At 61.1% G+C, this 26615-nt stretch carries 25 protein-coding genes and 2 pseudogenes; 10 read left to right on the forward strand and 17 right to left on the reverse strand.

All coding sequences use genetic code 11. The features are described 5' to 3' along the window. Positions 1-25: 25 nt before the first annotated feature. On the reverse strand, positions 26-976 hold the full coding sequence (locus HDG33_RS20685; RefSeq protein WP_184032685.1) for a LysR substrate-binding domain-containing protein: 951 nt from the start codon (positions 974-976) through the stop codon (positions 26-28). Between the two features lie 169 nt (positions 977-1145). Here HDG33_RS20685 and HDG33_RS20690 point away from each other — a divergent pair, with 169 nt between their 5' ends. Next, complete coding sequence (locus tag HDG33_RS20690) at positions 1146-2318, forward strand: M20 aminoacylase family protein (protein WP_184032687.1); 1173 nt, start codon at positions 1146-1148, stop codon at positions 2316-2318. A 60-nt stretch (positions 2319-2378) separates the two neighbouring features. Beyond that, positions 2379-3794, forward strand: coding sequence for an MFS transporter (locus tag HDG33_RS20695; RefSeq protein WP_184032689.1), 1416 nt, complete (start codon positions 2379-2381; stop codon positions 3792-3794). Between the two features lie 76 nt (positions 3795-3870). Here the strand turns inward: HDG33_RS20695 and HDG33_RS20700 are convergent, their stop codons facing one another. The 3 genes from HDG33_RS20700 to HDG33_RS20710 form a co-directional block, all read right to left on the reverse strand. Beyond that, positions 3871-4881 (reverse strand): NADP-dependent oxidoreductase, encoded by a 1011-nt coding sequence (locus HDG33_RS20700; RefSeq protein ID WP_184032692.1) that lies wholly within the window; start codon positions 4879-4881, stop codon positions 3871-3873. 95 nt (positions 4882-4976) lie between these two features. Then, on the reverse strand, positions 4977-5786 hold the full coding sequence (locus HDG33_RS20705) for an oxidoreductase (protein WP_184032694.1): 810 nt from the start codon (positions 5784-5786) through the stop codon (positions 4977-4979). A gap of 109 nt (positions 5787-5895) precedes the next feature. Next, positions 5896-6504, reverse strand: a complete 609-nt coding sequence (locus tag HDG33_RS20710) for a TetR/AcrR family transcriptional regulator (RefSeq protein WP_184032696.1) — start codon at positions 6502-6504, stop codon at positions 5896-5898. A 92-nt stretch (positions 6505-6596) separates the two neighbouring features. On the opposite strand from HDG33_RS20710, the gene HDG33_RS20715 reads away from it, so the two are divergent. Next, complete coding sequence (locus HDG33_RS20715) at positions 6597-8042, forward strand: DEAD/DEAH box helicase (protein WP_184032706.1); 1446 nt, start codon at positions 6597-6599, stop codon at positions 8040-8042. Positions 8043-8092: 50 nt separating this feature from the next. On the opposite strand, the gene HDG33_RS20720 is transcribed toward HDG33_RS20715, so the two are convergent. From HDG33_RS20720 to HDG33_RS20730, 3 genes are read right to left on the reverse strand one after another with little or no spacing between them, the layout of a single operon-like run. Then, positions 8093-9097 (reverse strand): substrate-binding domain-containing protein, encoded by a 1005-nt coding sequence (locus HDG33_RS20720; RefSeq protein ID WP_184032708.1) that lies wholly within the window; start codon positions 9095-9097, stop codon positions 8093-8095. 29 nt (positions 9098-9126) lie between these two features. Beyond that, positions 9127-10167, reverse strand: a complete 1041-nt coding sequence (locus tag HDG33_RS20725; RefSeq protein ID WP_311548363.1) for an ABC transporter permease — start codon at positions 10165-10167, stop codon at positions 9127-9129. Further along, entirely contained in the window at positions 10160-10981 is an 822-nt protein-coding gene (locus HDG33_RS20730; protein ID WP_221307813.1) for an ATP-binding cassette domain-containing protein, read from the reverse strand. Before HDG33_RS20730 ends, HDG33_RS20725 begins: the two co-directional genes overlap by 8 nt. 414 nt (positions 10982-11395) lie before the next feature. On the opposite strand from HDG33_RS20730, the pseudogene HDG33_RS20735 reads away from it, so the two are divergent. The 4 genes and pseudogenes from HDG33_RS20735 to HDG33_RS20750 form a co-directional block, all read left to right on the forward strand. Next, positions 11396-11917 (forward strand): annotated as a pseudogene (locus tag HDG33_RS20735) (filamentous hemagglutinin N-terminal domain-containing protein); the annotation flags it as partial. A gap of 100 nt (positions 11918-12017) precedes the next feature. Next, positions 12018-12458, forward strand: coding sequence for a GLUG motif-containing protein (locus HDG33_RS38345; RefSeq protein ID WP_409259048.1), 441 nt, complete (start codon positions 12018-12020; stop codon positions 12456-12458). An 844-nt stretch (positions 12459-13302) separates the two neighbouring features. After that, a complete protein-coding gene (locus tag HDG33_RS20745; RefSeq protein ID WP_184032710.1) occupies positions 13303-15690 on the forward strand; it encodes a PAS domain S-box protein in 2388 nt (795 codons plus the stop codon). A gap of 352 nt (positions 15691-16042) precedes the next feature. Further along, the gene (locus HDG33_RS20750; protein WP_090803934.1) at positions 16043-16366 is read left to right on the forward strand and encodes a hypothetical protein; all 324 of its coding nucleotides are present in this window, start codon (positions 16043-16045) and stop codon (positions 16364-16366) included. 273 nt (positions 16367-16639) lie between these two features. On the opposite strand, the gene HDG33_RS20755 is transcribed toward HDG33_RS20750, so the two are convergent. The 7 genes from HDG33_RS20755 to HDG33_RS20785 all read right to left on the reverse strand — a co-directional run bounded on the left by HDG33_RS20755 (position 16640) and on the right by HDG33_RS20785 (position 21841). Next, positions 16640-17788, reverse strand: a complete 1149-nt coding sequence (locus HDG33_RS20755) for an exo-alpha-sialidase (protein WP_184032712.1) — start codon at positions 17786-17788, stop codon at positions 16640-16642. A gap of 83 nt (positions 17789-17871) precedes the next feature. Beyond that, the gene (locus HDG33_RS20760; protein WP_090803938.1) at positions 17872-18141 is read right to left on the reverse strand and encodes a MoaD/ThiS family protein; all 270 of its coding nucleotides are present in this window, start codon (positions 18139-18141) and stop codon (positions 17872-17874) included. Between the two features lie 463 nt (positions 18142-18604). Next, positions 18605-19054, reverse strand: coding sequence for a copper chaperone PCu(A)C (locus tag HDG33_RS20765; protein WP_260330532.1), 450 nt, complete (start codon positions 19052-19054; stop codon positions 18605-18607). Between the two features lie 115 nt (positions 19055-19169). Continuing rightward, a complete protein-coding gene (locus HDG33_RS20770; protein ID WP_221311485.1) occupies positions 19170-19871 on the reverse strand; it encodes a CopD family protein in 702 nt (233 codons plus the stop codon). 206 nt (positions 19872-20077) lie between these two features. Beyond that, positions 20078-20443 carry a copper resistance protein CopC gene (locus HDG33_RS20775; RefSeq protein WP_184032725.1) on the reverse strand — a complete coding sequence of 122 codons (366 nt, stop codon included), beginning with the start codon at positions 20441-20443 and terminating at the stop codon, positions 20078-20080. 18 nt (positions 20444-20461) lie between these two features. Next, complete coding sequence (locus HDG33_RS20780; protein WP_184032727.1) at positions 20462-21355, reverse strand: hypothetical protein; 894 nt, start codon at positions 21353-21355, stop codon at positions 20462-20464. A gap of 105 nt (positions 21356-21460) precedes the next feature. After that, positions 21461-21841 (reverse strand): DUF2946 domain-containing protein, encoded by a 381-nt coding sequence (locus HDG33_RS20785; protein ID WP_184032729.1) that lies wholly within the window; start codon positions 21839-21841, stop codon positions 21461-21463. Positions 21842-22501: 660 nt separating this feature from the next. On the opposite strand from HDG33_RS20785, the gene HDG33_RS20790 reads away from it, so the two are divergent. The 3 genes and pseudogenes from HDG33_RS20790 to HDG33_RS38350 form a co-directional block, all read left to right on the forward strand. Then, positions 22502-23197 (forward strand): cysteine hydrolase family protein, encoded by a 696-nt coding sequence (locus HDG33_RS20790; RefSeq protein ID WP_184032731.1) that lies wholly within the window; start codon positions 22502-22504, stop codon positions 23195-23197. 66 nt (positions 23198-23263) lie between these two features. Beyond that, on the forward strand, positions 23264-23974 hold the full coding sequence (locus HDG33_RS20795) for an SDR family NAD(P)-dependent oxidoreductase (RefSeq protein ID WP_184032736.1): 711 nt from the start codon (positions 23264-23266) through the stop codon (positions 23972-23974). A gap of 135 nt (positions 23975-24109) precedes the next feature. Continuing rightward, positions 24110-24352, forward strand: a pseudogene (locus HDG33_RS38350) (alcohol dehydrogenase catalytic domain-containing protein); the annotation flags it as partial. Between the two features lie 382 nt (positions 24353-24734). Here HDG33_RS38350 and HDG33_RS38355 read toward each other — a convergent pair. The 3 genes from HDG33_RS38355 to HDG33_RS20810 form a co-directional block, all read right to left on the reverse strand. Next, positions 24735-24821: a DUF1272 domain-containing protein gene (locus HDG33_RS38355; RefSeq protein ID WP_409259049.1), complete on the reverse strand. Its 87-nt coding sequence runs from the start codon at positions 24819-24821 to the stop codon at positions 24735-24737. 110 nt (positions 24822-24931) lie between these two features. Further along, on the reverse strand, positions 24932-25918 hold the full coding sequence (locus HDG33_RS20805) for a GlxA family transcriptional regulator (protein ID WP_184032754.1): 987 nt from the start codon (positions 25916-25918) through the stop codon (positions 24932-24934). Between the two features lie 265 nt (positions 25919-26183). Further along, the gene (locus tag HDG33_RS20810) at positions 26184-26474 is read right to left on the reverse strand and encodes a hypothetical protein (protein WP_184032758.1); all 291 of its coding nucleotides are present in this window, start codon (positions 26472-26474) and stop codon (positions 26184-26186) included. Positions 26475-26615 lie beyond the last annotated feature (141 nt).

Raw genomic sequence — 26615 nt, forward strand, 5'->3', positions numbered from 1 at the left:
GCCGCATGCAGAAATGCGGCAGCTGCTATAGCAACAGCTCGATCGAATGAAACAGGCGGCGCTGTTCCGGGTCCTGCGAGCGCGCGCCTTCGTCGATCGTCTCGCGCAGGCAGTCGAGAAAGCAGGCGGCCGCCGGGCTCGTGGGCGCGCCACGCCGCGACGTGATGCTGATGATGGTTTCGTCCAGCGTTTCACGCAGCGGCAGCGCCCACAGGTTTTCCTTCGCGCGTATCACCTCGACGAGCGGCCACGGAAAGATGCTGACCATATCCGTGTGCGCGAGCAGGCCCAGCACGATCGCGAGCGAATGCGCGAGCACGATCGTGTGCGGCACCGGCATGCCGCGCTTGACGAACAGATTGTTCGACATCGACTCGCGGCTCGCCGGGTCCCAGTTCAGTATCCATTCCGCGTCTTGAAGGTCGAGCAACGTGCGGCAACCGGCCTTCGGATGGTCGCGCCGCGCGACCACCGCCGCGTGCGTCGAAAAGAGCGGCGCGTTCTGAAACTCCGACTGCGGCGACGCGGGCGGCGGCCGACCGATGGAAAAATCGAGGCTGCCGTCGCGCAGACGTGGCTGCACGACCGCGAGCAGGCCTTCGAAAAATTCCAGTTGCACCTCCGGCATCCGCTCGCGAAAACGCCGCACGGCAGGCGGCAGAAAAGTCAGCGCGACCCACGGCGTGACGCCGATCGACAGCTTGCCGGCCGCGGCTCCGCGCAACGCCTCGATCTCGGCTTGCGCGCGCTGCAACTGGCCGAGCACGAGCCGCGCATGCACGACGAGCGCGCGCCCGAACTCGGTGAACGCGACACCGCTCGCGCTGCGCACGACGAGCGGCGCGTGCAGATCGGCTTCGAGCTCGCGCATCGCCTTGGTCACGGCGGCCGGGGAAAGCCCCAGCGAGCGGGCAGCCGCCCGGATACTTCCGGTATCGGCAATCGCCGCCAAGGTATTGAGCTGATGCAGTTTCATTCGAATGAGAGGCGTGACGGGGGCAACCAAGGGTTGGCACCGCAACGATTCTACGCCTGCCGCCCAAATATCGGCGCCGCTATGCTGGGTTCACGCTGACAGGGGCGCAACCAGTTGCATGGGATCGGACCAAGCGCTGAAGCGCCAGGTCCGAACGACAGGAGATGGCATGAACACGATGGTCATTCCGGCGGGCATCGCCGAAGTCGAACAGGAAATGATCGCGCTGCGACACAGCATCCACGCGCATCCGGAGCTGGCCTACGAGGAGTTCGCAACCGGCGATCTGGTCGCCGACCGCCTGCGGGAGTGGGGCTACAGCGTCCATCGCGGCTTGGGGCAGACCGGCGTGGTCGGGCAACTGAAGCTCGGCCACGGCACCCGCCGGCTCGGCCTGCGCGCTGACATGGACGCGCTGCCGATCCACGAAACCACTGGCCTGCCGTACGCGAGCAAGCTGCCCGGCAAGATGCACGCATGCGGTCACGACGGCCATACGGCGATGCTGCTCGCCGCCGCCAGGCATCTGGCGCGCGAAAAAAGCTTCCACGGCACGCTGAATCTGATCTTCCAGCCGGCCGAGGAAGGGCTCGCCGGCGCCAAGAAAATGCTCGACGACGGCCTGTTCGAACGGTTTCCCTGCGACGCCGTGTTCGCGATGCACAACATGCCGGGCTTTCCTACGGCCAAGCTGGGCTTCATGCCGGGGTCGTTCATGGCGTCGTCGGATACGGTGATCATCAAGGTGATCGGCCGCGGCGGCCATGGCGCGGTGCCGCACAAGGCGGTCGATCCGGTCGTCGTGTGCGCGCAGATCGTGCTCGCGCTGCAGTCGATCGTGTCGCGCAACATCGCGCCGCTCGATATGTCGATCATCACGGTCGGCGCGATTCACGCGGGCGAAGCGCCGAACGTGATCCCCGAAACCGCCGAGATGCGCCTGTCGGTGCGCGCGCTGCGGCCCGAGGTGCGTGACCATCTGCAGCAGCGCATCACCGAGGTCGCGACCGGGCAGGCGGCCGTGTTCGGCGCGCGTGCCGAGGTCGACTATCAGCGCCGCTACCCGGTGCTCGTCAACGATGCGGCCATGACCGCGCTCGCGCGCCAGGTCGCGCTCGACTGGCTGGGCGTCGACGGGCTGATTCACGACATGCAGCCGCTGACCGGCAGCGAGGACTTCGCGTTCCTGCTCGAACGCTGCGCGGGCAGCTATCTGATCATCGGCAATGGCGACGGCGAGGGCGGCTGCATGGTCCACAACCCCGGCTACGACTTCAACGACGCTTGCCTCGCGACCGGCGCGGCCTACTGGGTCAAGCTCGCGCAGACGTTCCTCGTTTGACGCGGTGGCGGCGCCCGAGCGCCTTGCCGTAGCAGCCACAAGATAATGACGGAGACACAGATGGACTATTCAGCCTCACCGCGGTCCGCGAGCGCCAATGGGCTCGATGCGCTCGACGCGCTCGATGCGCAGCGCCTCGCCGATGAACCTCAAAAGCGCGTCGGCCATGCGAAGGCGATCGCCGCGATCACGCTCGGCAACGGCCTCGAGTTTTTCGACTTCACGATCTACAGCTTCTTCGCGACGATCATCGGCAAGCTGTATTTCCCGGTCGAAGGTCAGCTCGTGCAGCTGATGCTCGCGGTCGGCACGTTCGGCGTCGGCTTCATCATGCGGCCGGTGGGCGGCATCGTGCTGGGGGGCTACGCGGACCGCGCCGGACGCAAGGCCGCGATGAGCCTGACGCTGTGGCTGATGACGCTCGGTTCCGCGATCATCGCGTTCGCGCCGACCTATGCGGCGATCGGCGTCGCGGCGCCGCTGCTCGTGATTCTCGCGCGGCTGATCCAGGGTTTCGCGCTGGGCGGCGAGGTGGGCGCATCGACGGCGCTGCTGCTCGAATACGGCAGCGATCGCACGCGCGGCTTCTACGGGAGCTGGCAGTTCGTGAGCCAGGGGATGAACACGGTGGTGGGGTCGCTCCTCGGCGTTGCCCTGGCCGCGACGCTGTCGCCGGCCGCGCTCGAAAGCTGGGGCTGGCGCGTGCCGTTCTTGATCGGCATGGCGATGGGGCCGGTCGGCATCTATATCCGGCGGCATCTCGACGAGACGCTGCCGGGTGTTGAAGATGGCACGGCAGCGTCTGGCGGCGCTGTTGCGCAGGCTGCTTCGGATACCGTTGCGAAGCCCGCTGCGCAAGTTCCGTCGCTACCTGTGCGCGACCTGTTCCGCGACCACGCGCGCTCGATCACGACCGGCGTGCTGACGACGATCGGCGGCACCGCGGCGAACTACATCGTGCTGTTCTACCTGTCGACGTACGCGATCCGCATCCTGCATCTGCCGATGGCGACCGCGCTGTGGGCCGCGTGGACCGGCGCGGTGGTCACGGTGATCTGCTCGCCGTTCGCGGGCGCGCTGTCGGATCGGGTCGGCCGCAAGCGCGTGCTGTGGGTATCGCGCGTGCTGCTGATTCTCGCCGTCTACCCGGCCTTCATGACGATCAACGCGTCGCCGACGGTGCCGGTGCTGCTTGCGGTGGTCGCGGGCCTCGCGCTGCTCGTCACGTTCACCGCGGTGCCCAATATCGTCATGCTGCCCGAGCTGTTTCCGCGCGCGATCCGCGCGACCGGCATGTCGATCGTGTACTGCCTCGGCGTGTCGGTCTTCGGCGGCTTCGCGCAGTTTTTCGCGACCTGGCTGATCCAGATTTCGGGCAGCAATCTCGCGCCGGCGTGGTATCTGATCGGTTGCAGCGTCGTGTCGTTGCTGCCGTTGCCGTTCATGCGCGAGACCGCGGGTAGGGCGATCGATTGACGTGATGGCGATCGGGCTCCGCTGAAAAAAGAGGCGCGATCTTTTCGATCGCGCCTCTTTTGCCATCTGCCCTGCTTCACGCTGACTGTCGGATCTTGATGACAACCTTACCCTTGGTACGTCCGGTTTCGACATAAGCCAAAGCCTCCTGGGTCGACTCAAACGGAAAGACCCGATCGATGACGGGTCGTATCGCTCGCGCGTCGATCAGTGCGGCAATCCGGCTGAGCTGTTCTCCGCTGGCCCGCATAAAGAGAAATGTATAGCTGACGTCATGACGTTTCGCGGCCTTTCTGATGCGATAACTCAGAAAGCGCATCACCGTTTTCAGGAACCACGACGCACCGATCTCTTTCGCAAAGTCGGCATCAGGCGGACCGGCGATCCCGATGAGTTTGCCACCCGGCTTGAGCACACGCAGCGACTTCTCGAGCGCATTGCCGCCTTGCGTATCCAGTACCAGGTCGTAGTCCTTCAGGATGGCCGCAAAGTCGTCTTTCCTGTAATCGATGACGATATCCGCGCCGAGTTGCTTCACCAGTTCGATATTCCGCGCGCTCGCTGTTGTCGCGACGGTCGCGCCCACATGCTTCGCCAGTTGAATGGCGAAGCTGCCGACACCGCCCGCGCCGGCATGTATCAGCACTTTCTGCCCTTTCTTCAATTGCCCTTTTTCGATCAGCGCCTGCCAGGCGGTCAATCCCACCAGCGGGATTGAAGCCGCTTCCTCCATCGTGAGCGCTGTCGGCTGGAGGGCCACGCCATCCTCTTTGACCGCAATGAATTCCGCGAAAGTGCCGATGCGATCCTTGTGCGGGCGCGCGTAGACCTCGTCGCCGGGCTTGAATCGCCGCACGCGCGAGCCGACGCGCACGACAACCCCTGCCAGATCGTTGCCCAGAATCAGCGGCAAACGATAGGGCAAAATGAGCTTGAACTCTCCGTCTCTGATTTTGGCATCGAGCGGGTTCACGCCCGCGGCGTGGATCTGGATCAATACGTCGTCCTCGCGCGGCTCTGGAACCGGCATATCGCTGGATCGTAAGCCATTGTTGCGTCCATATCGATCGACGACGAATGCTTGCATCATGGTTCCTTGTCAGTTGCTCGTTAAGTCTGGTTGTTTCGCTGGCAGTAGCACGGATGCAGAGCCTTTGAACAGGGAGGGGACAGTCACGTCGTCTACGTTGCCAGCCGCAGATCTTTGCGGATACCGGCGTCCACCAGTCCAGCGGGCGCAAATCTGCGCAGCAATCGCAGACGGGCGGCGAGTCCGCCAGCGGTATAGCGGAGTTTCGGACGAGCCGCGATGGCGGCCTGCAGCACGGTTTCGGCCACGACCTCGGGACCGTCGGCGCCCTCGACCACTTCCTTCACTCGCTTGTCCACGGCCGAGCGCACCTCGCGGTATTCGTCGAGAGGGGCGTCGGGCGCGATGAAGTTCGCGTCGAAAGGCGTCTTGATGTAGGCAGGTTCAATGACCGATACGCGGATGCCCAGCGTACGCAACTCATGGTCGAGCGACTCCGAATAACCTGCCACCGCGTGCTTGGTGGCGGAATACAGCGCCATATAGGGCATTGGCAGAAAACCGAGCACGGAACCGATGTTGATGATGCGGCCGCTGCGTTGTCGCCGCATATGAGGCACGACAGCACGCGTCATGCGGATGATCCCGAAGAAGTTCGTATCGAAGATCGTGCGTGCCTGGTCGATCGAACTCTCTTCCGCGGCGGCAGGGGCGACGCCGAAACCGGCATTGTTCACCAGCAGGTCGATGCGGCCCTGCAGGCGCAGCACTTCGCTGACGGCGGCTGCAACGGATGCATCGCTGGTCACATCGAGCGGCAGCATGTCGAACGACTGTTGGCCGGCTCGTTGGCCGCGCCGACTGGTGCCGTAGACCTTGTATCCGGCCTTCGCAAGCCGCTTTGCCGTGGCTTCGCCGATTCCTGACGAGGCGCCCGTCACGAGCGCTATTTTGGTTTGCATGATGTTCTTCCCAAGATGTCTTTGCGTGGTTGGTTGAGCATTCGTTTCACTAAAATATGATGATGATCATATTTTCGGTCCAACGAAAACCGGCACAGGGCCGGCGTATCTACGCATCAGTCGGTGCGAGTTTTTTCAATGCCGCTTCAAGAAAACTCTCCGATAGTTTGGGGTCGTCGACGGCACGCGCCATCACCATCGTGCCAACCATTGTGGCGACCATCAAAAGCGCCTGTTCGTGCGCGCCTGGCTGACCCCAATCGGGCAATTGGCGCGCAACGACATCGATCATCTCCTTGATGCGGCGGGTGGCCGCGCGCCGTACGGCCGGCGCCTGGCGCGGCATCTCCGAGCCGAGGGCAGAGATCGGGCAACCTGTCTCGATGCTCTCGCAATGCTGCTTCGACAGATAGGCGCGCATCATCGCCGGCAATGCCTGTTCCGGCGGCACCGACGCGGCGATACGCTCCGACAGCGCCACGGATTCAGCTCCGGCGCGGTCAGCGGCTTCGGCAAGCAGCACCTCGCGCGACGGGAAATGGGCATAGAAGCCGCCATGCGTCAGACCTGCCTCCTTCATGATGTCAGCCACGCCCGTGCCGTCGTAGCCGCTGCGCCGAATCGCGCGTGCGGCGACCTCGACGATGCGCTCGTGCGTGATTTCCTTGCGGCTGGCTTGCTTCCGGGTGATGGGTGGATTTTTCATGATGACCATCATATATCATTCCGGCGGGATTTGCAGGGGCCGTCCAGAGACCGACGGTTCAGGCGGTAACCGCTAGAATTGCGGCTTTAGCCCGGAATACGCCAATGTCTTTTGCCTCGCTTGGCCTGATCGATCCCTTGCTGCGCAATGTGCAGGACCTCAATTACCAGACACCTACGCCGGTGCAGGCCAAGGCGATTCCTGCTGTGCTCAGTGGCAAGGACGTCATGGCTGCGGCACAGACCGGCACTGGCAAAACGGCGGGTTTTGCGCTGCCGCTGTTGCAACGGCTGGTGCAACACGGCCCGGCGGTGTCCAGCAACCGCGCGCGTGTTCTGGTGCTGGTGCCCACGCGTGAACTGGCCGAACAAGTGCTGCAAAGCTTTATCGCTTACGGCAAAGGCCTCGACTTACGATTTCTGGCCGCCTACGGCGGTGTGAGTATCAACCCGCAGATGATGAAGTTGCGCAAAGGCGTGGACGTGCTCGTCGCCACGCCGGGCCGTTTGCTAGATCTCCATCGCCAGAACGCGGTGCAGTTTGATCAGGTACAAACGCTGGTGCTGGATGAAGCCGACCGCATGCTGGATCTGGGCTTTGCGCGCGAGCTCAACGCCGTCTTCGCTGCCTTGCCCGCTCAGCGCCAGACCCTGCTGTTCTCTGCCACGTTTACCGATGAGATCCGCGCCATGGCGGCGGGCATTCTGCGCGGCCCGGTCAATATCAGCGTCAGCCCGCCCAATGCCACGGCCAGTAAGATCAAGCAGTGGGTGGTGCCGGTGGATAAAAAGAACAAGCCCGACCTTTTCCTGCACCTTGTGGCTGAGAACGACTGGAAGCACGCGCTGGTGTTCGTCAAAACCCGCAATGGCGTGGATTACCTGGCGGCCATGCTGGATGAAGCGGGCTATGCGGTCGACACCATCCACGGCGACAAACCGCAACCCGCGCGCCTGCGTGCGCTGGAGCGCTTCAAGACGGGCGAAGTACATATGCTGGTAGCTACCGATGTGGCTGCGCGCGGGCTGGATATCGACGATCTGCCGCTGGTGATCAACGTTGATCTGCCGATCGTGGCGCAAGACTATGTGCACCGTATTGGCCGTACCGGCCGAGCGGGCGCCAGCGGCGTGGCGGTGTCCCTTGTGTGCGCCGATGAAGCCCCGCAACTGGCCGCGATTGAAGCGCTGATCCGGCAAACGCTGCCCCGTGAAGAAGAGCCGGGTTTTGAAGCCGAACACCGCGTGCCGCAAACTAGCGCGACGGGCCAGATCATCAAGAAACCCAAAAAGCCTAAGAAGCCCAAAGTGCCGCAAGCTGCGCCGGGCGCCATGCAGGTGCTCAGCGAAAAACCGCGCCCGCAAAGTGGCGAAAACAAACGCAAGCCTGCAGCGCAACGCGCTGTGGCCGCGGGTAAAGGCACAAGCTTGTCCAGCGGTAGCCCATTCAGCGTGCAAAAGCCACGCAGCAAACCCGTCAGCAAGCCAGTTCCGGGTTCACGTAAGCCGGCTGGCAAACCCGCTGGTGGTCGCGGCAAACGCCAACCCTGATCCGTGTGTGACGGCAACACACACGCCATTCCATCTCACATCATCCGACCTTAGCGGATTCCGCGTTTGATCAACGGAATGAGCGAGTCGATCGTCGCAGGTGTTTGGACGCCTGCGCCGGTGTTGATGGTCAGTCCCGCGAAATGATAAGCAGCCGAGAGCACGCATTGCGTGACCGGCAGGAAGCCTTGCAGATAAAGTTGCTGGTCGAGCGTCGCGGTGATGTATTTGCTCTGCAGCCCCGAAATCGTGGCCGGTGCCAGATCGATGCCACCAATGATGATTTGTCCCGGCTTCTTGCCAGCCTGCTGGAGCGCCTGCGGAATGAACCCGGTTACACCGCCGTGCTGAGTCCCAATCGCCTTCAGATTAGGGTGCGCCTGGATAAAGGCGACCAGGATCGGCACGGCGAGCGATGAATCGGAATCCACCTGAGGTGAGATATTGAGCCTCGTCACCTTTACGCCGGCCTTCTCCAGCGTTTCGGCAAGGCCACGGTCAGACTGACTGCGCACACTCTCGTTGAACACGCCGTATTCCAGCGCCTCGTCGCCCTTCTTGATCCCAGCGTTGAGCATCGCCTGCGCGGTGATCTGCCCGCCTACGTAGAGTTCGACGCCGGCGTAGCCGAAGCCCTTCGCGTCGTAAAGTTTCTGGTTCTCGGGTAGCGGCGTGTTGCCGACGGTAACGATGATGCCCTGGTCTACCGCCTGCTTGATCAGTGGCGCGAAGGCTGGATCGCCCGGATGGCCCATGATGCCGATGCACGTCGGATGAGCCGCCATCGCCTGGCGAAACTGCGCAAGCATTGTCTCCGGGCTCCAGGCCGAGAACTGCTCGATTACCTTGATGCCTAAGGCATGCCCCGCGTCCGCAGCCCCGGTCTGACGTGGCAGCGTCGCGCCGTCGCCAGGGTTTCCGCCCATCTGCATATACATTGTCATACCGGCGCCGAGCGGCCCCGTCGTGGTCGGCTCAGTGGCACCGGCCATCTGCGCGAGGCCAAACGCGAGAATACTCGCCCCCAGGAGGGATCCCGTCATGATCTTGATCATTTCTGCTCCTTTCTCCTGATTTAACGGCTTTATCGCCCCCCAAGCCTGAATCTTTCGCGCAACACGCGCAGCTTGGCGGGATTCTCTACCAACAGATGCAGCGTCACAGCGACGATGAATACCACCCCTTCGATCGCCTGTACCCAGAAGCCGGCGATACCTGTCGCAACGATTCCGGCCTCCAGCATGCCTATCACGAAAGTGCCGAAGAAGGTACCCACGATCGTCGCCGTGCCACCAAACACCGAGGTTCCGCCGATGAACACGCCGGCCAGCGCCGGCAGCAGATAGCCCTGCCCCTGGGTTGAAAAATAGTTCAGATTCTCGAGCGTGAGCAGCACCGTGGCGAAACCGGCCAGCACACCCATCAGCGTGAACAATTTCACCGTCTCACGCACGACATTGATGCCCACGACCTTCGCCACGTTTCGGTTGTCTCCGATGAACAGCAGGTGCTCGCCAAAACGGTGACGATTGAGGATGAACCACATGAACACTGCAAGCCCGAGCGCCCAGAGCGCTTGCATAGGGACCACACCGAACAACGTGCCCGCGAATACTGCATAGGCTGAACCGTTGGCGAGCTCCTGTAGCGCATTGGAGAGCCCGCCGGACAGGATCGAAGCAACCCCAGCCCAGAGGAACTGCGTGCCGATTGTCACGATGATCGAAGGCACACCGACCACCGCGACCAGCACCCCGTTCACCACGCCGACCAGCGCGCCGCCCGCCAATGCCGCGATCACGGCTAGCCAGGCTGATCCGGTGGTGTTCACGCACCAGGCGAACAGGAAGCCCGAGAATGCCATCACGGAGGGGAAGGACAGATCAATTTCCCCCGCCGCAACCACCAGAGTGAGCCCGATCGCCAACACCGCCAGCGGTGGCACGGTGGTCAGGAACGAGAAGTAGATTGGCCAGCCTAAAAAGACGCGCGGTGCGGTTGCCATGAACAGGCCGACCACCAACGCGAACACGACCAGGCTCGGCACTCCCTCGATGCGTGCAAAATCCGGCAGGCGAAAACGCACCAGCCGCGCCGGCTGTTCGTCTTTTATCGGATCACTCACGTCCTTGCCCCGCAGCCAGCGCCGGCCCGTGCCCGCTCTGCTGTAGCGAAATCAAAAACCGGGTGAGTTCCTCGAGGCTCATCTCACCCGACTTCATATCCGCGACGATCCGGCCACGATCGAGCACGACGAGCCGATCGGCGAGCTCGTGCACATGGGCGAGGTTATGTTCGATGTAGATGCAGGCGCGGCCGGACTCCTTGATCGACCGTACGAAGTCGAGAACCTTACGTACCTCGCTAATGGCAAGCGCAACCGTGGGTTCATCGAGAATGATCAGATCGCTGTCGAAATACATCGCCCGTCCGATCGCGATGCCCTGGCGCTCGCCACCGGAGAGTTTCGCAATCAGCGAATCCGCGTCGATCCCCACGCCGCGGAAACCGAGCTGGCGCTTCAAAATATCGTTGGCAATACGCCGCTGTTCGGCAACTTTGATGAAGCCGAACCGGTTGGTGATCTGCCGGCCGACAAAAAAATTACGCCACAGCGGCTGCTTCTCGCCCAGCGATTTTTCCTGATAGACCGTCTCGAAGCGCAGTCGGTGCGCCTCGCGCACCGAAAAGCGGTTCCAGTCGACCTCCTCGTCCCGGATGAACAGCTTGCCCGTGCTCGGCCGCACGACACCAGTCAGTACCTTGATGAGCGTCGACTTACCCGCGCCGTTATCACCGATCAGGCCGACGATCTCGTTTCGCCCAATGGCCAGATCGATGCCGGACAGCGCCCGTATCTTGCCGTAGGACAGGCTGATACCTTGGGCGCGCACGATATGCTGATAGGCGCACGTACCGGGCGCTGCCTGGTTCGGCATCACGCCACGCTCCAGCTCGAATGACCCACAGCGATGTTGTGAACGACGACAGCCATAGATCTTTCTCCTTTGCTTATCGATCGCCGCATCAACTTACATTGGAAATGTCCCTGAAATTTAGCAAGCCTTAGAGTCCAGTTCAAGAATCGCTTACGAGACCGCTTATATTTCATCGGGAAAATATTAGTCCTGGGCACTTGAACAACGCACAACCTGAGGGATAGAAGAAGCGCGTCAGAAGGGTCCCAACAGGACGAGCGGCCACAAACGCCCGGTCAAAAAGGCGCAGAAAGCAGAGGTGTCGGCATGCATCCGCCACGCCAGCGGCTATTCTTCAGACGCTACGACTATCGCGGTTCAGGCCGGCTCTGCGGGTCGTCGTCAGCCATTCCGCGCCCCACGCGGAAATGGGGTATGTCACGTCCAGAACTACCTCGGCCCGCGCGACGCGCGCTGCGTCGTCGGCAGTCGGCCGGACGCCTGTGGCTCGTCATCGGCAGCGCGCTCACCGGACTGTCCTTTGCCCATGCGACGCTCGCGGCGGGCAAACTTCCACAAGGCGGCACTTACGTGGCCGGCGCCGGCGCGATAGCAAGCCATGGAGACGGCCTCGTGGTTACGCAACCGGGTTCGACGCGCGGCGTGATCGAGTGGAACAGTTTTTCGATCGGCAGGAACAACAGCGTGATGTTCGACAACGGCTCGGGCGCGACGCTGAACCGCGTGACGGGCGGCTCGCCGTCCGCCATCTTCGGCAGGCTCAGTGCGACGGGCAGCCTGTATGTGATCAATCCGCAAGGCATCGTTGTGGGGCCATCGGGCGTGATCAGCACGGGAGGCCGTTTCGTCGCGTCAACGCTCGATGTCTGCGACTCCGCGTTCATGCAGGGCGGTGGTTCCCTCACGCTGTCGGGCGACCGGGACGCAAGCGTGATCCAGCAATGCTGACGTGTCGTCGTCTCAAGGTTTCTCCGATGGTGGACTCGTCGGCTACAACGCGGGAGTCATCAGGCAGTCTTTCGCATCGGGGAGCGTTGTGGGCACTTCGACCTATGCCGGCGGGCTGGCCGGTCAAAACGCAGGAACGATCACGCAGTCGTACGCCACGGGTGCAGTCAGCGCGACTGATGCAGCCGCGGGAGCGCTAGTGGGAGTGAATCTATATAGCAGTGTTGAGCAATCATTTGCCACTGGCAGCGTTCAAGGGCAGGGAGGCGGAGGTGGCATCGCGGGCTTCAACTACGGGCCAGTGACCATAAGCAGCGACGTGTTCTGGAATACACAGACGACCGGCGCCACCGTCGCTGTAGTGAGTGTGGCTAATGGCGCCCAGGTTGGCAACGCCCAGGGCCTGACCACAGCCCAGATGAGCAACCCCGTCAGCTTCGGTTCCACATACGACTTCGGACCTGGCGGGGTATGGGCCATGCCCGCCGGAGCAACGCACCCCGTGCTGCGGTGGCAACTGGGTCAGTAGATGGCGAAGGCTTGTCGGCAAGGGGGAAACTCGACACGACACAGATGCTGTCGTGAAAATCATTTGGGCGGGACAACTCCGGGAGGTCAGCGATGAATTGCTCCATTCATAAATGGAGCGGGTCCGGCCAGCGGCCCCGCGGCCGCAGCCGGCTTCCTCTACTTCATCACCACGGCGTTTGACCGTCACAACGACATGTTCTTTGTCGACTTCGTTCTTGGCACCGTTCGTGAACTGGACAGACAGAGTCAGATATTTACGACAGTGGCGGGCGTCTACCCGTTTCGGCTCTTCGAATTACCCTTTCCCCGGGCCAAACGCTAGCGAAAGGCGCCCATCTCGCGACGCCCAGAGCGAGCGCGGCGCAACCGAACGACACAAAGCCGGATTGCACGGCCGTCATCGCTAGCGGAGAAACGGCGTTGACTTGCATGACGCGCTTCGTTGCGCATACCGGTTGAAGTTCAACTCAGTCGTCGACGCCGGACATCCGGCGCAGAACCAGATCTCGGTTGCCCAGCCAAAACAGATGGCGCCGGGTTCGCAGATTCGAGCCTGGGCTGACGTATGGTGTGCGAAGCTAAACGCTTCGTTCCTGTTTCGCCCCCGAACCCGTTTGTGAAGGCCTTGTCCGTTCTCCGCCGATCGAGCAGTTCCGAATGCTCAGTGGTTTGTCCGCCTGGCCATTACGTTGCGAAAGCGTTATCCGGTCACTCCTGCCTCGCCACTCGCCGGCCAGGGCACAATGGCAGGTGGTATGGAACGCCCCGGGTACTGCTCGAGGGATGATTCGTGTGCAGTCCTGGAAGGATATGTCGGACCGCTAATACTCAACGGGGGGCGAATGCACGGCGACGAGGACGATATCGAATCAAGTTGGCCGCCGCTGCTGATCGCGCATGTATCGGAGTACGCGATCTTCAGGCTGACCGGGCACGGCGAGGTCGCCAGCTGGAACCCCGGCGCGAGACGCATCAAAGGCTATGCGGCCGATGAAATCATCGGCCGGCACTTCTCCGTCTTTTACACGGACGACGACCGGCACACCGGTGTTCCTGACGCCGCGCTGCGCGCGGCGCGCGAGCACGGTCAATATGATTCCGAAGGCTGGCGCGTACGCAAGGACGGCACGAAGTTCTGGGCCAGCGTTCTCATTACGCCTCTTTATGCGGCTGACGGCACCTTCATCGGCTTTGGCAAGATTGTGCGCGACACAACCGACAAACGCATGGCCTATGAAGCCGTGATCGAAAGCGAGCGGCGGTTCCGGCTGCTGGTGCAAGGGGTAGCCGATTACGCGATCTTCATGCTGTCCCCCGAGGGCCACGTGACTAACTGGAATCTGGGCGCGGCGCGGATCAAGGGCTATGAGGCCAGCGAAGTGCTCGGAACGCACTTCAGGCGGTTCTACACAGCCGAAGAGGCGGCTCAGGGTCTGCCGGAACACGGCCTGCATACAGCCGCAACGGAAGGGCGGTTCGAGACCGAGGGCTGGAGGGTCAGGAAAGACGGCAGCCGGTTCTGGGCCAATGTCGTGATCGATGCAATCCGCGACGAGGAAGGGACGCTGGTCGGCTTCGCCAAGATTACCCGCGACGTGACGGAGCGCAAGACCGCTCAGGAGCAACTGGAAAAGGCACGCGCGGCGCTGCTTCAGTCCCAGAAGATGGAGGCGCTCGGAAAACTGACGGGGGGCGTCGCACACGATTTCAACAATGTGCTGCAGGTGTTACGCGGCAATCTGGAATTGCTCGAAGGCCGCCATGGCCGTGATGCCTGGACAAGAGAGCGCCTCTACAAGGCAATTGATGCGGTCGAGCACGGGGCCAACCTGGCCTCTCAACTGCTCGCGTTCGGACGCCGTCAGGCGTTGCAGCCCATTGTCGTGAACCTGGCTGTCATGCTGCGGAGCATGGACGACCTGCTCAGACGGGCGCTGGGCGAAGTGATTGAGGTCGAAACCGTCATTGCCGGCGGGCTGTGGAACACGCTGGTCGACCCGAACCACCTCGAGAACGTGGTGTTGAACCTGGCCATCAACGCGCGCGATGCCATGCCGGAAGGCGGCAAGCTGACGCTGGAGCTGTCGAACGCCATGCTCGACGAGCACTACAGCGCGCTGGCCGCTGACGTTCGCGAGGGGCAATACGTGCTGCTCGCCATCACCGACACTGGAACAGGGATGACCCGCGATGTCCTCGAACGCGCTTTTGAGCCGTTCTTCACGACCAAGCCGGAAGGGCAAGGCACGGGCCTGGGCCTGAGCATGGCGTACGGGTTTATCAAGCAAAGCGGAGGTCACGTCAGGATCTACAGCGAGCCCGGGCACGGGACAACCGTGAAGATCTATCTGCCCCGCTCGATGGAGAATGCCGTTGACCTCGAACCCAGACAGCCGGTGGCGCTCACCGGCGGGTCTGAAACCATTCTGGTCGTTGAGGATGACAGACGCGTTCAGGCAACCGTGGTCGAAACGCTCAGACAGTTTGGCTATACCGTACTGAAGGCAGACGACGCCCAGAGCGCGCTCGTGATCGTGCAAAGCGGGATACATATCGATCTGATGTTCACGGACGTGGTGATGCCCGGCACGATGCGCAGCACCGAACTCGCGAAACTCGCGACCAGGGTGCTGCCGCATCTGAAGGTCCTGTTTACATCGGGATATACCCAGAATGCCATCGTCCATGGCGGCCGGCTGGACACGGGTGTGCATCTGCTGAGCAAGCCGTACAGCCGGGAGCAGCTTGCATCGAAAATCCGCCGGATGCTGGGACCGGCCCGCACGGCCGAGGTGCACCCGCCGGTCGCATCGCCGTCGGCAGATTCGCCGTCGTCCGAGCCGTCTCACGCGCCAGAAAGCATCGCAATCCTTGTCGTGGACGATGACAGAAGCGCGCGGGAGGCGATCAGTGAACTGCTGACCACCCTGGGCTATGACGTGCGTCAGGCTGCCGATGGAGAAGCAGCAATGCGCGCATTGATGACAGGGAAGACCGATGTGCTTCTCACGGACATCGTCCTTCCGGGGCGGTCGGGTATCGAGCTGGCGAGAGCTGCCGTCGAGCGCAATCCGGGCATCAGGATCGTGTTTGCTTCCGGTCGCGACGCTCCGACGCCAGAGGAGGTCGGATTCGATTGCACGTCGCTCCGCAAGCCATTCGCGATCGAACAGTTGCATGCGCTGATCGCGGCGATGCACGGACAGGTTGAACAAGGAAGAAACGAGTAAGGGCATCAGCAGTCGCCGGCAGCCGTACGGCATCGCGCCCGCTCCCGATCAGATATCGGGAGAGCGAACAGATGAGTCGTTGAATAATGGCCTTCCGGGCCCGTCAGATATAGCCGCTCACTCCAGCTGCAGCAATTCTGTAGCAAACCAAAATTCAACCCCGCGGTACCTCGCCCATAGCCCCACGCGGCAACAATCGACCGATATCCGAACGTTGCGATATGACAGCACCTCTTCATCCAAAAAAACCGTCTTATTTTCGCTCGAAATCTGTCACCATTTCATGCGACACCGGCCGTGAGCGTAGCGTTGGTCCTGCATTGCGGAAGTGTGTCCTAACGGGAGAGTCCTGATGAGCAAGAAGTCCGAAACGAGCGGTAAGAGCGGCGCGAATGAGTCGACCGCTGCGACGCTGGCCGCGCTGGCGAATTACATCAGTGAGTTCGTCATCAATGGGACGCTCGACACCAGATGCGCCGCGAAACTAGTTAAGCGCCTGAGAAAGGAAGCCGAAACCATTTTGGAAAATGGAAGCGCGACAAAGCTGGCACAAAAGGATCTGAAGAAAGCGTTCGACACGGTTGACGCTGCAGTCCAAGACCACGATGCGAAACTGCTGGTCACAGCTAACGCAGCACTACGTACAGCAGACGAGGAGAAAAAGGCGGAAAAGTAGCACTGCAGACTCGCACGCCTTGACGCTGTAGTTGCTGCGTCCTCCGCCAAAAGCTGTCTCTCGCGCAGGAGCGTCCGCGTGACTGCTGGTGCTGATCAGACATTCGGCGAAGTGTCAAAAGGTCTCTTGCGACAAGCCGAGCTACACAAAGCGCTTCGCCGGCGCGTACGGCTCGAAGTATCGATCCATCACGCCGATGCACGCATTCAGGCTATGTCCGGCGCATGAATGGCAATGTAGGCGTTTCATGTCTCACCAGCCCGCCCCGCGCCCTCATCCAAACCGAACACAATAAGCAGGCGGCAAATGCGCTGAAATCAAATGCCAGCTTTCGCCGCCGTCGTCGGACGTCCATAGCGCGCCGGTGGTCGACGCCATTGCGAGGCGCGTGCCGGAGTCATCTACAGCGAGCCCGTGCCGATACACGAGGTCATACGCCGGTGCAGGCGGCAACCCGTTCGAGAAACGCTCGAACGTGCGGCCGCCGTCGCGTGTGCGCGTGACGACGAACTGGCCGTCCACCGGGATCCGGCACTGGTCTTTCACGGCGGGCACAAACCACGCGGTGTCCGGCTCGCGCGGATGCACGGCAACCGCGAAGCCGAAGCTCGATGGCTGCGCTTCGATCCGCTGCCAGTGCGCCGCGCCGTCGGTCGAGCGGAAGATCGCGCAGTGATGCTGCGTCCACAGCGCATCTGGATTTGCGGCGCATTGCACGACGCGGTGCGGGTCTTGCACGTTGGCGTCGCCGCGCCGCTCCGGCGGCATGTAGTCGGCCTCCATGCCTTCGGCACTAACGCGCCAGGTCGCGCCGCCGTCGGCGGTTTGCCAGACGCCGCCACACGACACGCCGATCGTCACGTGCCGGCTGTCGCGCGGATCGACCATCACGGAATGGATGCCCGGCGCGTCGTAGCCGCCTCCGAACCATTCTCGGCGCTCCGGGCGATCCCACAGCGCCCGGTTGAGCAGCCATGTGTCGCCGCCATCGTCGGAACGGAAGAGCCCGCCGGGAATCGTGCCGGCCCACAGGACGCCCGGCTCGTCCGGGCCGCCGGTTTCGAGCGACCAGATTTGCTGGAGCGTCCAGGGAGGAGCCGGCGGGCTGGGCACGACCGCGCTCGGATTGTCCGCGCTCGTGTCCGCGCCGTCACCGGTATGCGTCTCGTCGGCAGGCTGCGGCGGGTAGACGGGGACCGCGCACTCTTCCCAATCCTCCATGCCCGCGCGCCGGCGATGCAGCTTCACGCCGAAGTGGCCGAGATTGAGCGCGGCATACAGCGAACCGTCGCGCGGATCAGGCAGCACCATGCTCACCGGCTCGCCGACGAAATACGGCTCACCGAGCGTCCAGCCGCCCTCGCCGTCGGCTTGCAGAACGAACAATCCCTTGCGGGTTGCAACAAGCAATCGGTCGCTCATGTGGAGTGTCTCCTGTCGACCAGAGTTGGCGCTTTAGCGCTTACTCTGGTCCCATGCAAAGCTCGAGTAAGAGTGGAACCTTCTTATCCGCCCGACAACGCCTGTATGACGTAAACCCGGCTTTCCTCGCCGAGCGCATCGGACAGATGTTGTCGGTCGCGCACCGGCCGGCCGTCGACAAACACGGCGAGATGTCTTCGCAGTGAGCCCTGATCGTCAAGGATGTAGCCGCGCAGTCGAGGTTGCGCGGCGAAGACGGCCTTCAGTGCTTCGCCGAGCGTGCGCGCGTCGATCTCGCGCTCGGGCGTTGCGATATGCCGTTGAATCGAAGCAGCGAAGAAGATGTGCGCCATGGCGGGGTAGCCGAGCGGGAATGGCCTGTTCGTCGATTCTGCAGTTTAGACGATCCGCGGGGTGCTTCGGGGCATCGCCATACAACAGACGACAGGTTGCGCCTCCGAAGCGGCCGTTGCGGTGTCGCGAGTCCGAAAGGCGGCTCGGGGTCGCGTGCCGCCGAACGCAGCCTTGCGCGGTTCAAGCTGCGCAGCTCAATGCATGAGGCGGCACGCGGCCAACAGCCGGCCTTCCCATAGAACGCGCGAAGGCCGGCTTCCGCCTCGGACAGCGACGTTCAATTTCCGTGCGTGGCGATGCGCTAAACCCACGCATTTTTCGCTCGTCGCTACGGCGCAGCATCATTTCACATTGCCGAGCGCATCGAGCATCATTGACCAGATACAAACGTCCGCCGGTTGCCCGAATCGTTGCAGCCCGCGCTCTCGAGTCTCGCGATCGATTTCGCGCGGCCTGCAAGCGTCATTGCTGGCCGGTTGCGCTCTTCACCGCGCATTGCCCGACGATACTCTCCCCGTCACTGAATTTGAACGTGACGGGAACCGTCGAACCGACCGTCAGCGGCTTCTTTTCCTTCTCGAACATCACGTGATAGCCGCCCGGCGCGAATGCGAGTGTCCCGTTGGCCGGGACGGTCACCTTGTCGACCATGACCATCTTCGACGTGCTCCCGGTAGTCTGCGTCTGATGCAGCATGGACATCCCGAACGCATCGGTGCTAACACCTTCGAGATCGACGGGCTTGTCTCCCATGTTCATCAGCTTGAAGTAGCCTCCGGACGGCACGTCGCCGGGCATCGAGCGGATCCAGCAGTCGGACACCATCATGGCGCCCGACGAAGCGGCGAAAGCGGTTAGCGAAGCAGCCGCGAGCGGCAGCGCGATAGCCAGCCGGAAGAAGGGGTGGTGCATGGCATAACCTCCTGTTCTACGTTAAGGAAAATGTGATGGGTTGGCGGGACGTACGTCGCGGCACCGGGGCGCCGCTCGATCGTCATATCGGTCGCATGTCTACATGGTCGCTCCGCTATCCGCCCGTGGGCGACGTATGGCCCAGCACCGCAGCCAGCGCAAGTACGACGAGCATGACGATCGCTTCAACAGAGAGAACGCCGTCGAAGCGGCGTTGCGCGGCAGGGTAATCCGGATCGTTCCGCTCGGCAAGCACGAGCAGATCGGGCAGAATCGCCATCCGATTCCAGCCGCCGAGCAATGTCGCCAGGACCACACATGCAAGCTTTGCGGCGAGCAACCGGCTCCAGTGTGTGCGCAACAGCGGCGCGCTGGCCTGCGCCGTGTCCTGAACGGCGTTGTAGAAACCGGTGACGAGAACAAACACGAGCGCAGCCGTCGCCAGATGAGACAGCGCCGAGCAGAACGCAGCCCTCTGGCCGGGCGGACGGCCAGGTTCGCGTTCGAGCCCGCGCAACAGGATCGCGGCGACGATGACACTGCCGGCCCAAAGCGCAGTCGCGCAAAGGTGGACGACGTGGATCGCCTCACGCCACGAGAAGTCGCCGGAGTCGGCCGCATGGCTCGCGGCTGCCTTGCCCGCGACCCACAGGACGAACCCCGCAGCAAAGAGCGCTGAGCCGCGCTCTTTCTTGATGCCACTCAACGCCGCGAGCAGCGCGCCGGCAACGCCGATCGACCATGCCTTACCGAAGTGGGACTGCGTCAGTACTGGGGCGATAGCCGAACCAGCTTCACCGAGCGGCGAACCGCTCATGATTGCGGCCTGAAGCCAGAGGTACGCCAAGGCGGTGAGAGCGAGTGCGACTGACGCGACGGTCCGCCAGACTCGCATCGTGTCTTGCCCAGGCAATCCGCTACGCGCGCCCAGGACGCCGCATGCAAGAGCGCCGGTAGCGACGGCAAACAGAATGTCCTGCATCGCGGCCAGTGCAATCTGGGCGACGACGAGCGGATCCACCGTTACTTCACCGTGAACGTGTAATGCCCCTGGGTGCGATGGCCGTCGTTGGCAACGGCGACCCACGAGACGGTATAGGCGCCCGGCACGAGGGGATTTAGCCCTACCGACATGTGCTTCCTGTTCGATGGGCCAACCGCAGCTTTGCCGCTCGTCACGGACTTGCCTCGCGAGTCGGTGACGGCGATCGAGCTGAATGCGGGCTCCAGACCATCGTCGAAGTCGATCGCCACGTCCTTCTGCGAGGTCGTGACGGTCGCACCGGCCCCCGGCGCCTCCTGGGTCGGGTAGGCGTGCGCCTGCGCGAGATTGCAGCCGGCGATCATCAGCGCGGCGATGGCCGCGCGTGCAGTCGTGTGCAGTTTCATGAGAGGACTCCTTACACGTTAGAACAGCGGCTTGCCGAGCGTTTTCGGCGCAATATCGTCGAAGAAAAGATGGGCCTGTACCAGGATGCCCACATGCGAACCGCTCGCGCTGTTGATTGGTATCTGGGCTTCGACACCGAACTGCCCATAGCGGTTGATCCAGATGAATCCCGGATTGATTGTGCCGGTGGTTTGGCCCTGACTTCTCGATAGCGGAAACTCGACGATGGGAACAATGTTCGAGAGCGGCTGCGGCAAGCCGAAATCATGCACCTGCTGCTGCAGATAGGGCAGGCTGTACTGGACCGTGAAACCGTAGTCGAAAGAATTGGGCTGACCGGCCCCGGTGGTCAACGAAGGCCCAGCTTCGGCGGTAATGGCAACGGGTCGGAGATAGGCCAGTGAGTCAGGCAGATCGCCCATACCCTTGCCCACGTAGATCGTCGGCGAGATGGTCGAAAAGCTGTTCGCAATCGCGTGGCTGCCGGTTCCACCCAATTCCGCATGCACCCCGACTGAAGTCATGAATTCGTGCGGGGCGTTCACATACAGCAGATACTTCAGGCCGACTCCAAAGTTATCGAACCCGTGCGCAGTCGGATTGTTCTGCATCACGTAAGCGCCGTCGACGGACAGGGCAAGCCTAGACGTGATCAGCTTGTCGTATTCGAAGCTGAACGTATTGATGCTTTGATCGCCGTTGTCGCCAGGAACACGCTGATGCCCGTATTCGAAGTTAGCTTCATCGCCGACACCTGGATCATCGACAGCCAACGTTGACGGAAAGACGCGGTCGCCCGCGATGGCATGGGCAGCGGCTGGCGATGAGGCGAGCAGGAGTGCAGTTGCGGCGAACGAGATCGATGCCGTGGCGAAGAAGGGTTTGCCATGGCGCAAGGTATTGGCATTCATGTTTCATCCATTGATCGAGGTCGTCATCGCGCCGCCGCGTGTCTGTGATGAGACACGACGACGCCTGGCGATGCGTTCGTGCACGCATCGCCATCAGGGCTCAATTCAGGATGAAACGGGGGGCGCGCGCGGCTGGGCGGATGCCAGCGGTTCGACGCGACGGATGCTCTCGAACCGCGTCGCAACGCGATGCTGGATGGCCCAGACCGTGACCGCAAATTCAGGCTGGACGCTCGGCAGTACGGGCATGTGCGCAATCAGGTTGCAGTAGCCGCAAGCATGCCAGTGAGCAGCCAGCGAGTGGGAGGTGTCCTCGTTGCCCGGCGGATTGCCTGGAGTCGAATGTGCGGAGCAGAGCGAGGCTGAAGGAAGCCCAGCCTCGTTGCGGTCAGCCAGTGCCTGCGAAACCGTCGGCGCGAGCGTTGCCATCAGGATTGCCAGCAATCCCAGATAGGAGCCCAATTTCCGGCAGAAGCAGCTCAGCATAAGGCCGACGATTCGATATTGGTCTGGTGAAGGTGAATGCGGCGCATTATGCCATGTGTTACTTGCAGGCCTCGACCTGTGACAGCTTGCCGCGTTGCCGGAAGTCTCAAGTCGGCCATCAAGAGACACCGACCATGCAGCTTCGAATGACCGGAGCACTGCCGAGTCCGGCCATTCGATGGAGATTGCGCTACTGTGCTCCGGCCTCCTGCCCTGAGCTACCGCAAACGGCTTGCGCTGTTGTTTTCCTCATCGGTCACGTTATTGCTGCTCATTTTGAGACAGACGAGGAGTTCCCGATCGAATTGTGGCGAATGGCAGAACTGGTAAAGCGCTTCCCGGCCAGCATCTTCACAACTGGTTGAAATGCCGATCAATTTGATCTGACAAATAGAGTGCGAACTCTGCCACTTTGAGATTCCAAAGCGGTCAATTGAACGAGGTACTTCCTTCACTAGCGCATAAAAGCTGAAGATGAACCTCGACTTCGGTTCCAGACTAGATCGTGGTCGTCGCGGAGCGCTTCGACTGCTCCGGCAGTCTTGGTTGGGCGGCAGAATCTGCCCTGTTTTTGTCAGAGTGTTCCCCTTTGGAATCTGCAATACTTAATTGGTATGCCTGAATACTAAGGCGCTATGACCCCATTAGGGAGGCTCAGATATGTTGTTCACGCATCGCAACCCCGAGATGGAACTTGACCACAAGCGCACGGCGCTCGTGCTGGTCGACATGCAAAACGAGTTTTTTGAAGAAAAGACCGGGACCTACTACGAGCTGATCGCGGACTCGCTGAAAGAACGGAACGTGATCTCACACACGGAACAGCTTCTCAAAACTGCACAAGAGTTGGGCTACTACATCCTTCACTCCCCCCACTGGTACTACCCAACAGATCTTCAATGGGTGGTTCCCGGTGGCGCTATCGCGCATTACCTCGGAGGGATTGGTTTCTGCGGGCGCAAGGACCCGGTGGACCTGGAGGGCTTTGCTCACTCGCGGGCGGACTATTACGAGCCGTTCAAGAAGTATCTGATGGACGGACACACCTGCAACACATCACCGCACAAGCACTTTGGAACGATGGCGAATGACATGGTCAAGCAGCTCCGGATGCGCAAAGTGGAGAAAGTCATCATGGCTGGCCCGGCGGCGAATATCTGCCTGGAATCTCACATGCGTGACCTCATCGAAGCTGGTTTCGAGGTTGCAATGGTACGGGACGCGGTAGCGGGACCGAAGAACGAGGAAGGCGACGGCTATGTGGCTGCCATGGTCAATTGGCGCTTCATGGCGAACGGTCTCTGGACGACTGAGGAAGCTGTGAACAAGATGAAGGCTGCTGCGACAGCCGCTTAGCTTTGCGCTTGTGGCGGGCGGCTCTGTGGGCAAGTCCGCTTCAACCAACCTGAGGAATAAAGAACTATGAGTGATATCCAGAAAGTTGTAGTTGTGACGGGATCATCCCACGGGATCGGTGCGGCGTTTGTGAACGCTTATCGCGAGCGTGGGTGGCGAGTCGTTGGGAATGCACGCACCATAGCCGAATCGAATGATCCTGACTACATCACCGTCCCTGGTGATATCGGCAATCCTGAAATTGCACGGAAAGTCATCCATACCGCGCTCGACCGCTTCGGTCGCGTGGATACCTTAATCAACAACGCAGGAATCTGGCGTCCGGGAAGAATCGAAGATATCTCGGAAGAGACTTACCGCGAAGTAATGCGGACTAATCTCGACAGCGTGTTTTTCGCAACGCAAGCTGCAGTCCCGGCGATGAAGAAGCAAGGAGGTGGCCATATCGTCCAGATTTCGACCAGCCTCGTCGAGCATGCCCTGCAAACAGTTCCGGCGGTTGTTGCTTCACTCTCAAAGGGTGCCTGCGTTGCTGCTACGCGTGGTCTGGCCATGGAGTTGGCCTCGAGCAACATCCGCGTGAACGGAATCTCGCTCGGCATCGTGATCACGCCGCTTCACGATGGATCAAATCCGGAGGACCTGAAGTCGTTCTCTCCTTTGAACCGTAACGGCAAGATCGAAGACGTCGTTCGCGCGATGAACTACCTCGAAGATGCCGACTACGTCACTGGCGAAATCCACTATGTCGACGGCGGTCGCACTGCCGGCCACTAGCCCGAAGCGTTCGGAGGCGCCCCCGCGCGCTTCCGACGCGACACCTTCAGCGACAGCGCTCATGGCGCGCCACTACATGAAAGGAATTTTCCGGTGAAAGCACTTCAACTCACCGCTTACGGCGACCCCAAAAACGTGATCAAGCTGGTCGAGCAGCCAGAATTCGGCCCATTGGCAGCCGATGAGTGGATTATCGACATGGAAGCCGTGCCGGTCTCGCCGACCGATCAGTACATCATTGCGGGCATCTATGGCGAACTGCCGCCACTCCCTCACGGTTTAGTATGCGAGGGCGTCGGGCGCGTGTCCGCAGTAGGAAGCTGCGTTACACACGTCAAGGTGGGCGATCGAGTCATCGCGCCCATGCTTCAGAACACAACCTGGTCAACCCGCATCAAGACCAACGAGACGTGGCAGCGGGCTCTGCCCGAAGGTGATCTTGGCCAGATGGCTCAAGTCGGTATGAACCCCTTTACTGCCTTTCTGATCCTGACTGAGTTCAAGACGTTGAAAGCTGGTGATTGGGTGATCTCCAGCCGGGAAGCTCTTCACAGAGCCGCCGGTACTCTATGCCGTCACAATTCCAGGGGCCGCAGGTGTTTTGACCGCTTTCATCGCGGAACTAGCGATTTCGTTTCTCCTCATGATCGCAATCTTGATTTTCGTCGGCTCTCCCCGACTGATCCGCTTCACTGGAATCGCAGTAGGCACATTGATTGCGTTCTTTATTCTCGTAGAAACCCCTCTCTCTGGACTTATGTCATTCGTAAGAGCAAGTCCGTGCTTGCGTCGTCTCTTTCTCTAGGTCGGTTCCGCAGCGTTCACACGAACTCTTCATTTGCAACATAGACCACTCCTATCCTCAAAGCACACCGTACCGTCATGAATCATGAAACCGAGTATCGCTATGAACCTCGTCATTGAGCGTCTTTCTATGAAGCTGCGACGTTTTGCAATTCAGCTGATTGAAACATGCCGAGCCATGCCAAACCTTCGACGATAGTCTTTCGGCGTCATCGTGAGTTGTTGACTGAATGCTCTGCGAAGTGACAGTTCGTCGCGGAAGCCGGTCAGTCTTGCGATCGCCTTCACTGGCAGATCGTCGGTCGTAAGGTACACACAAGCTGCCTCCACTCGAATCTTCTGAACCCAACGTGCCGGAGTCGTCTTGAAGTGCAACTCAAACTGACGAGCGAACGTTCGTGGTGTCATGGCGACCGCCTTTGCCATCGTGTTGACATCCAGCTTTTGCGTTAGGCGTGATTGTGCCCATGCGGGCAGGTCGCGAAGGCGTGTACCGCTGACGTCAGCCTGTTGGGCAAGAAGCGTGCTGTACTGCGATTCATGACTAGGGCGACGGACGTAGAGAACCATCGTATGAGCGATTGCAGCAACCTGTTGGTGTCCGAGATCTTCTTCAACGATAGAGAGTGCCAGATCTATCCCTGCCGTTACGCCGGCCGTGGAGTAGACTTTCCCGTCTTTGTGAAAAATCTTGTCCTTATCGACTTTCAGTTTCGGGAAGAGCTGGGCAAGCTTTGCTGCGTGATGCCAATGGGTAGTTACACGCTTCCCGTCAAGTAGGCCTGTGGGAGCCAAAACAAACGCCCCGGTACAGACAGAAACGAGACGGCGTGTTTGGGATGCACGTCTACGCACCCATTGAATCAAGTCCGGCGAAACCTCAGCAAATGCACTGATACCTCCGACGACCACAAGTGTGTCAATTGGACCTGTGTACTCGGAGTAGGGGATGCAGTCAGCAAGCGTGATTCCACCCGAACCGTGGACGACTTGGGTCGGCTGAGTCGAGAGGATCTTGGTCGCGTACACAGACTTCCCATCAACTCGCGGGTAGGAGAAGACCGTAGAAATGGAAATCAAGTTGATCAGATCAGCGGGCGATCCAACCAGAAATGCGACTACCTTCGTGCGAGTGGGCATAGCGTTACCTCAAACCAGCGCGCATAGCTTCATGCATAGCGCGTCGCGGTTTTTTAACTTTCGGGGTGTAGTAGGGCACAGGATCTGAAGCCTCAATGACAGGCCGCTTCTTGGGCGACAGATCTTTCAGATAAGCGGTGAATGCCTTTAGCCTTGCAGGGCGCAGCGAATCGCCCCTGCTGCGCGAGGCGCTGCCCCAGCTCAGCCAGATAGCGCGCGGCATCGGCATGGACCTGCAAGGCGCGATCGTTAGTCTGGACGGCGTCTACGACTGCCGGGCCAACCGCAAGGCGATTATCAATCGCGGCATGGTTCCCAACATTCCCGAGAAGCCGCGTGGACGCAAAAGCTCAAAGGCGGTCGTAAGCGACGCTTCGATCCGGCGATCTTTGAAGAGCGCTTTCGCACCATTGAGCGCGTGTTCGCCTGGGAAGATAAATTTCACCGTCTGCTGCTGCGCTTCGAACGCATCAGTGACGTGCACTACGCCTTCAAGACGCGAGCCTATACGATGATCAATCTGCGCCACTACTGCTGAGCGCCATAGCAGGGTCACGCAGTTCATCAATGGCGCAGAGCGCTAGAATAGTCACGTCACATCCATTCACATTCCTGATGGGAATATCCAATTGAACAACCCAATAGCCGCCATTTACCGCAACTATTTATCCTGCTTCGCAGGTTCGTGAATGCCGCC

It is taken from the genome of Paraburkholderia sp. Cpub6, assembly GCF_014201065.1.
Taxonomy (GTDB): domain Bacteria; phylum Pseudomonadota; class Gammaproteobacteria; order Burkholderiales; family Burkholderiaceae; genus Paraburkholderia; species Paraburkholderia tuberum.

Excerpts from the sequence above, each read along its gene's own strand:
- HDG33_RS20730 (WP_221307813.1), bottom strand. The coding sequence starts at position 10,981 with ATGCCGAACCAGGCAGCGCCCGGTACGTGCGCCTATCAGCATATCGTG.
- HDG33_RS38355 (WP_409259049.1), bottom strand. The coding sequence starts at position 24,821 with ATGTTGCAAATGAAGAGTTCGTGTGAACGCTGCGGAACCGACCTAGAG.
- HDG33_RS20710 (WP_184032696.1), bottom strand. The coding sequence starts at position 6,504 with ATGATGGTCATCATGAAAAATCCACCCATCACCCGGAAGCAAGCCAGC.
- HDG33_RS20750 (WP_090803934.1), top strand. The coding sequence starts at position 16,043 with ATGAGCAAGAAGTCCGAAACGAGCGGTAAGAGCGGCGCGAATGAGTCG.
- HDG33_RS20720 (WP_184032708.1), bottom strand. The coding sequence starts at position 9,097 with ATGATCAAGATCATGACGGGATCCCTCCTGGGGGCGAGTATTCTCGCG.
- HDG33_RS20765 (WP_260330532.1), bottom strand. The coding sequence starts at position 19,054 with ATGCACCACCCCTTCTTCCGGCTGGCTATCGCGCTGCCGCTCGCGGCT.
- HDG33_RS20745 (WP_184032710.1), top strand. The coding sequence starts at position 13,303 with ATGCACGGCGACGAGGACGATATCGAATCAAGTTGGCCGCCGCTGCTG.
- HDG33_RS20775 (WP_184032725.1), bottom strand. The coding sequence starts at position 20,443 with ATGAAACTGCACACGACTGCACGCGCGGCCATCGCCGCGCTGATGATC.
- HDG33_RS20715 (WP_184032706.1), top strand. The coding sequence starts at position 6,597 with ATGTCTTTTGCCTCGCTTGGCCTGATCGATCCCTTGCTGCGCAATGTG.
- HDG33_RS20790 (WP_184032731.1), top strand. The coding sequence starts at position 22,502 with ATGTTGTTCACGCATCGCAACCCCGAGATGGAACTTGACCACAAGCGC.
- HDG33_RS20705 (WP_184032694.1), bottom strand. The coding sequence starts at position 5,786 with ATGCAAACCAAAATAGCGCTCGTGACGGGCGCCTCGTCAGGAATCGGC.
- HDG33_RS20760 (WP_090803938.1), bottom strand. The coding sequence starts at position 18,141 with ATGGCGCACATCTTCTTCGCTGCTTCGATTCAACGGCATATCGCAACG.
- HDG33_RS20690 (WP_184032687.1), top strand. The coding sequence starts at position 1,146 with ATGAACACGATGGTCATTCCGGCGGGCATCGCCGAAGTCGAACAGGAA.
- HDG33_RS20695 (WP_184032689.1), top strand. The coding sequence starts at position 2,379 with ATGGACTATTCAGCCTCACCGCGGTCCGCGAGCGCCAATGGGCTCGAT.
- HDG33_RS20795 (WP_184032736.1), top strand. The coding sequence starts at position 23,264 with ATGAGTGATATCCAGAAAGTTGTAGTTGTGACGGGATCATCCCACGGG.
- HDG33_RS20785 (WP_184032729.1), bottom strand. The coding sequence starts at position 21,841 with ATGCTGAGCTGCTTCTGCCGGAAATTGGGCTCCTATCTGGGATTGCTG.
- HDG33_RS20780 (WP_184032727.1), bottom strand. The coding sequence starts at position 21,355 with ATGAATGCCAATACCTTGCGCCATGGCAAACCCTTCTTCGCCACGGCA.
- HDG33_RS20770 (WP_221311485.1), bottom strand. The coding sequence starts at position 19,871 with ATGAGCGGTTCGCCGCTCGGTGAAGCTGGTTCGGCTATCGCCCCAGTA.
- HDG33_RS20805 (WP_184032754.1), bottom strand. The coding sequence starts at position 25,918 with ATGCCCACTCGCACGAAGGTAGTCGCATTTCTGGTTGGATCGCCCGCT.
- HDG33_RS20700 (WP_184032692.1), bottom strand. The coding sequence starts at position 4,881 with ATGCAAGCATTCGTCGTCGATCGATATGGACGCAACAATGGCTTACGA.
- HDG33_RS20755 (WP_184032712.1), bottom strand. The coding sequence starts at position 17,788 with ATGAGCGACCGATTGCTTGTTGCAACCCGCAAGGGATTGTTCGTTCTG.
- HDG33_RS20685 (WP_184032685.1), bottom strand. The coding sequence starts at position 976 with ATGAAACTGCATCAGCTCAATACCTTGGCGGCGATTGCCGATACCGGA.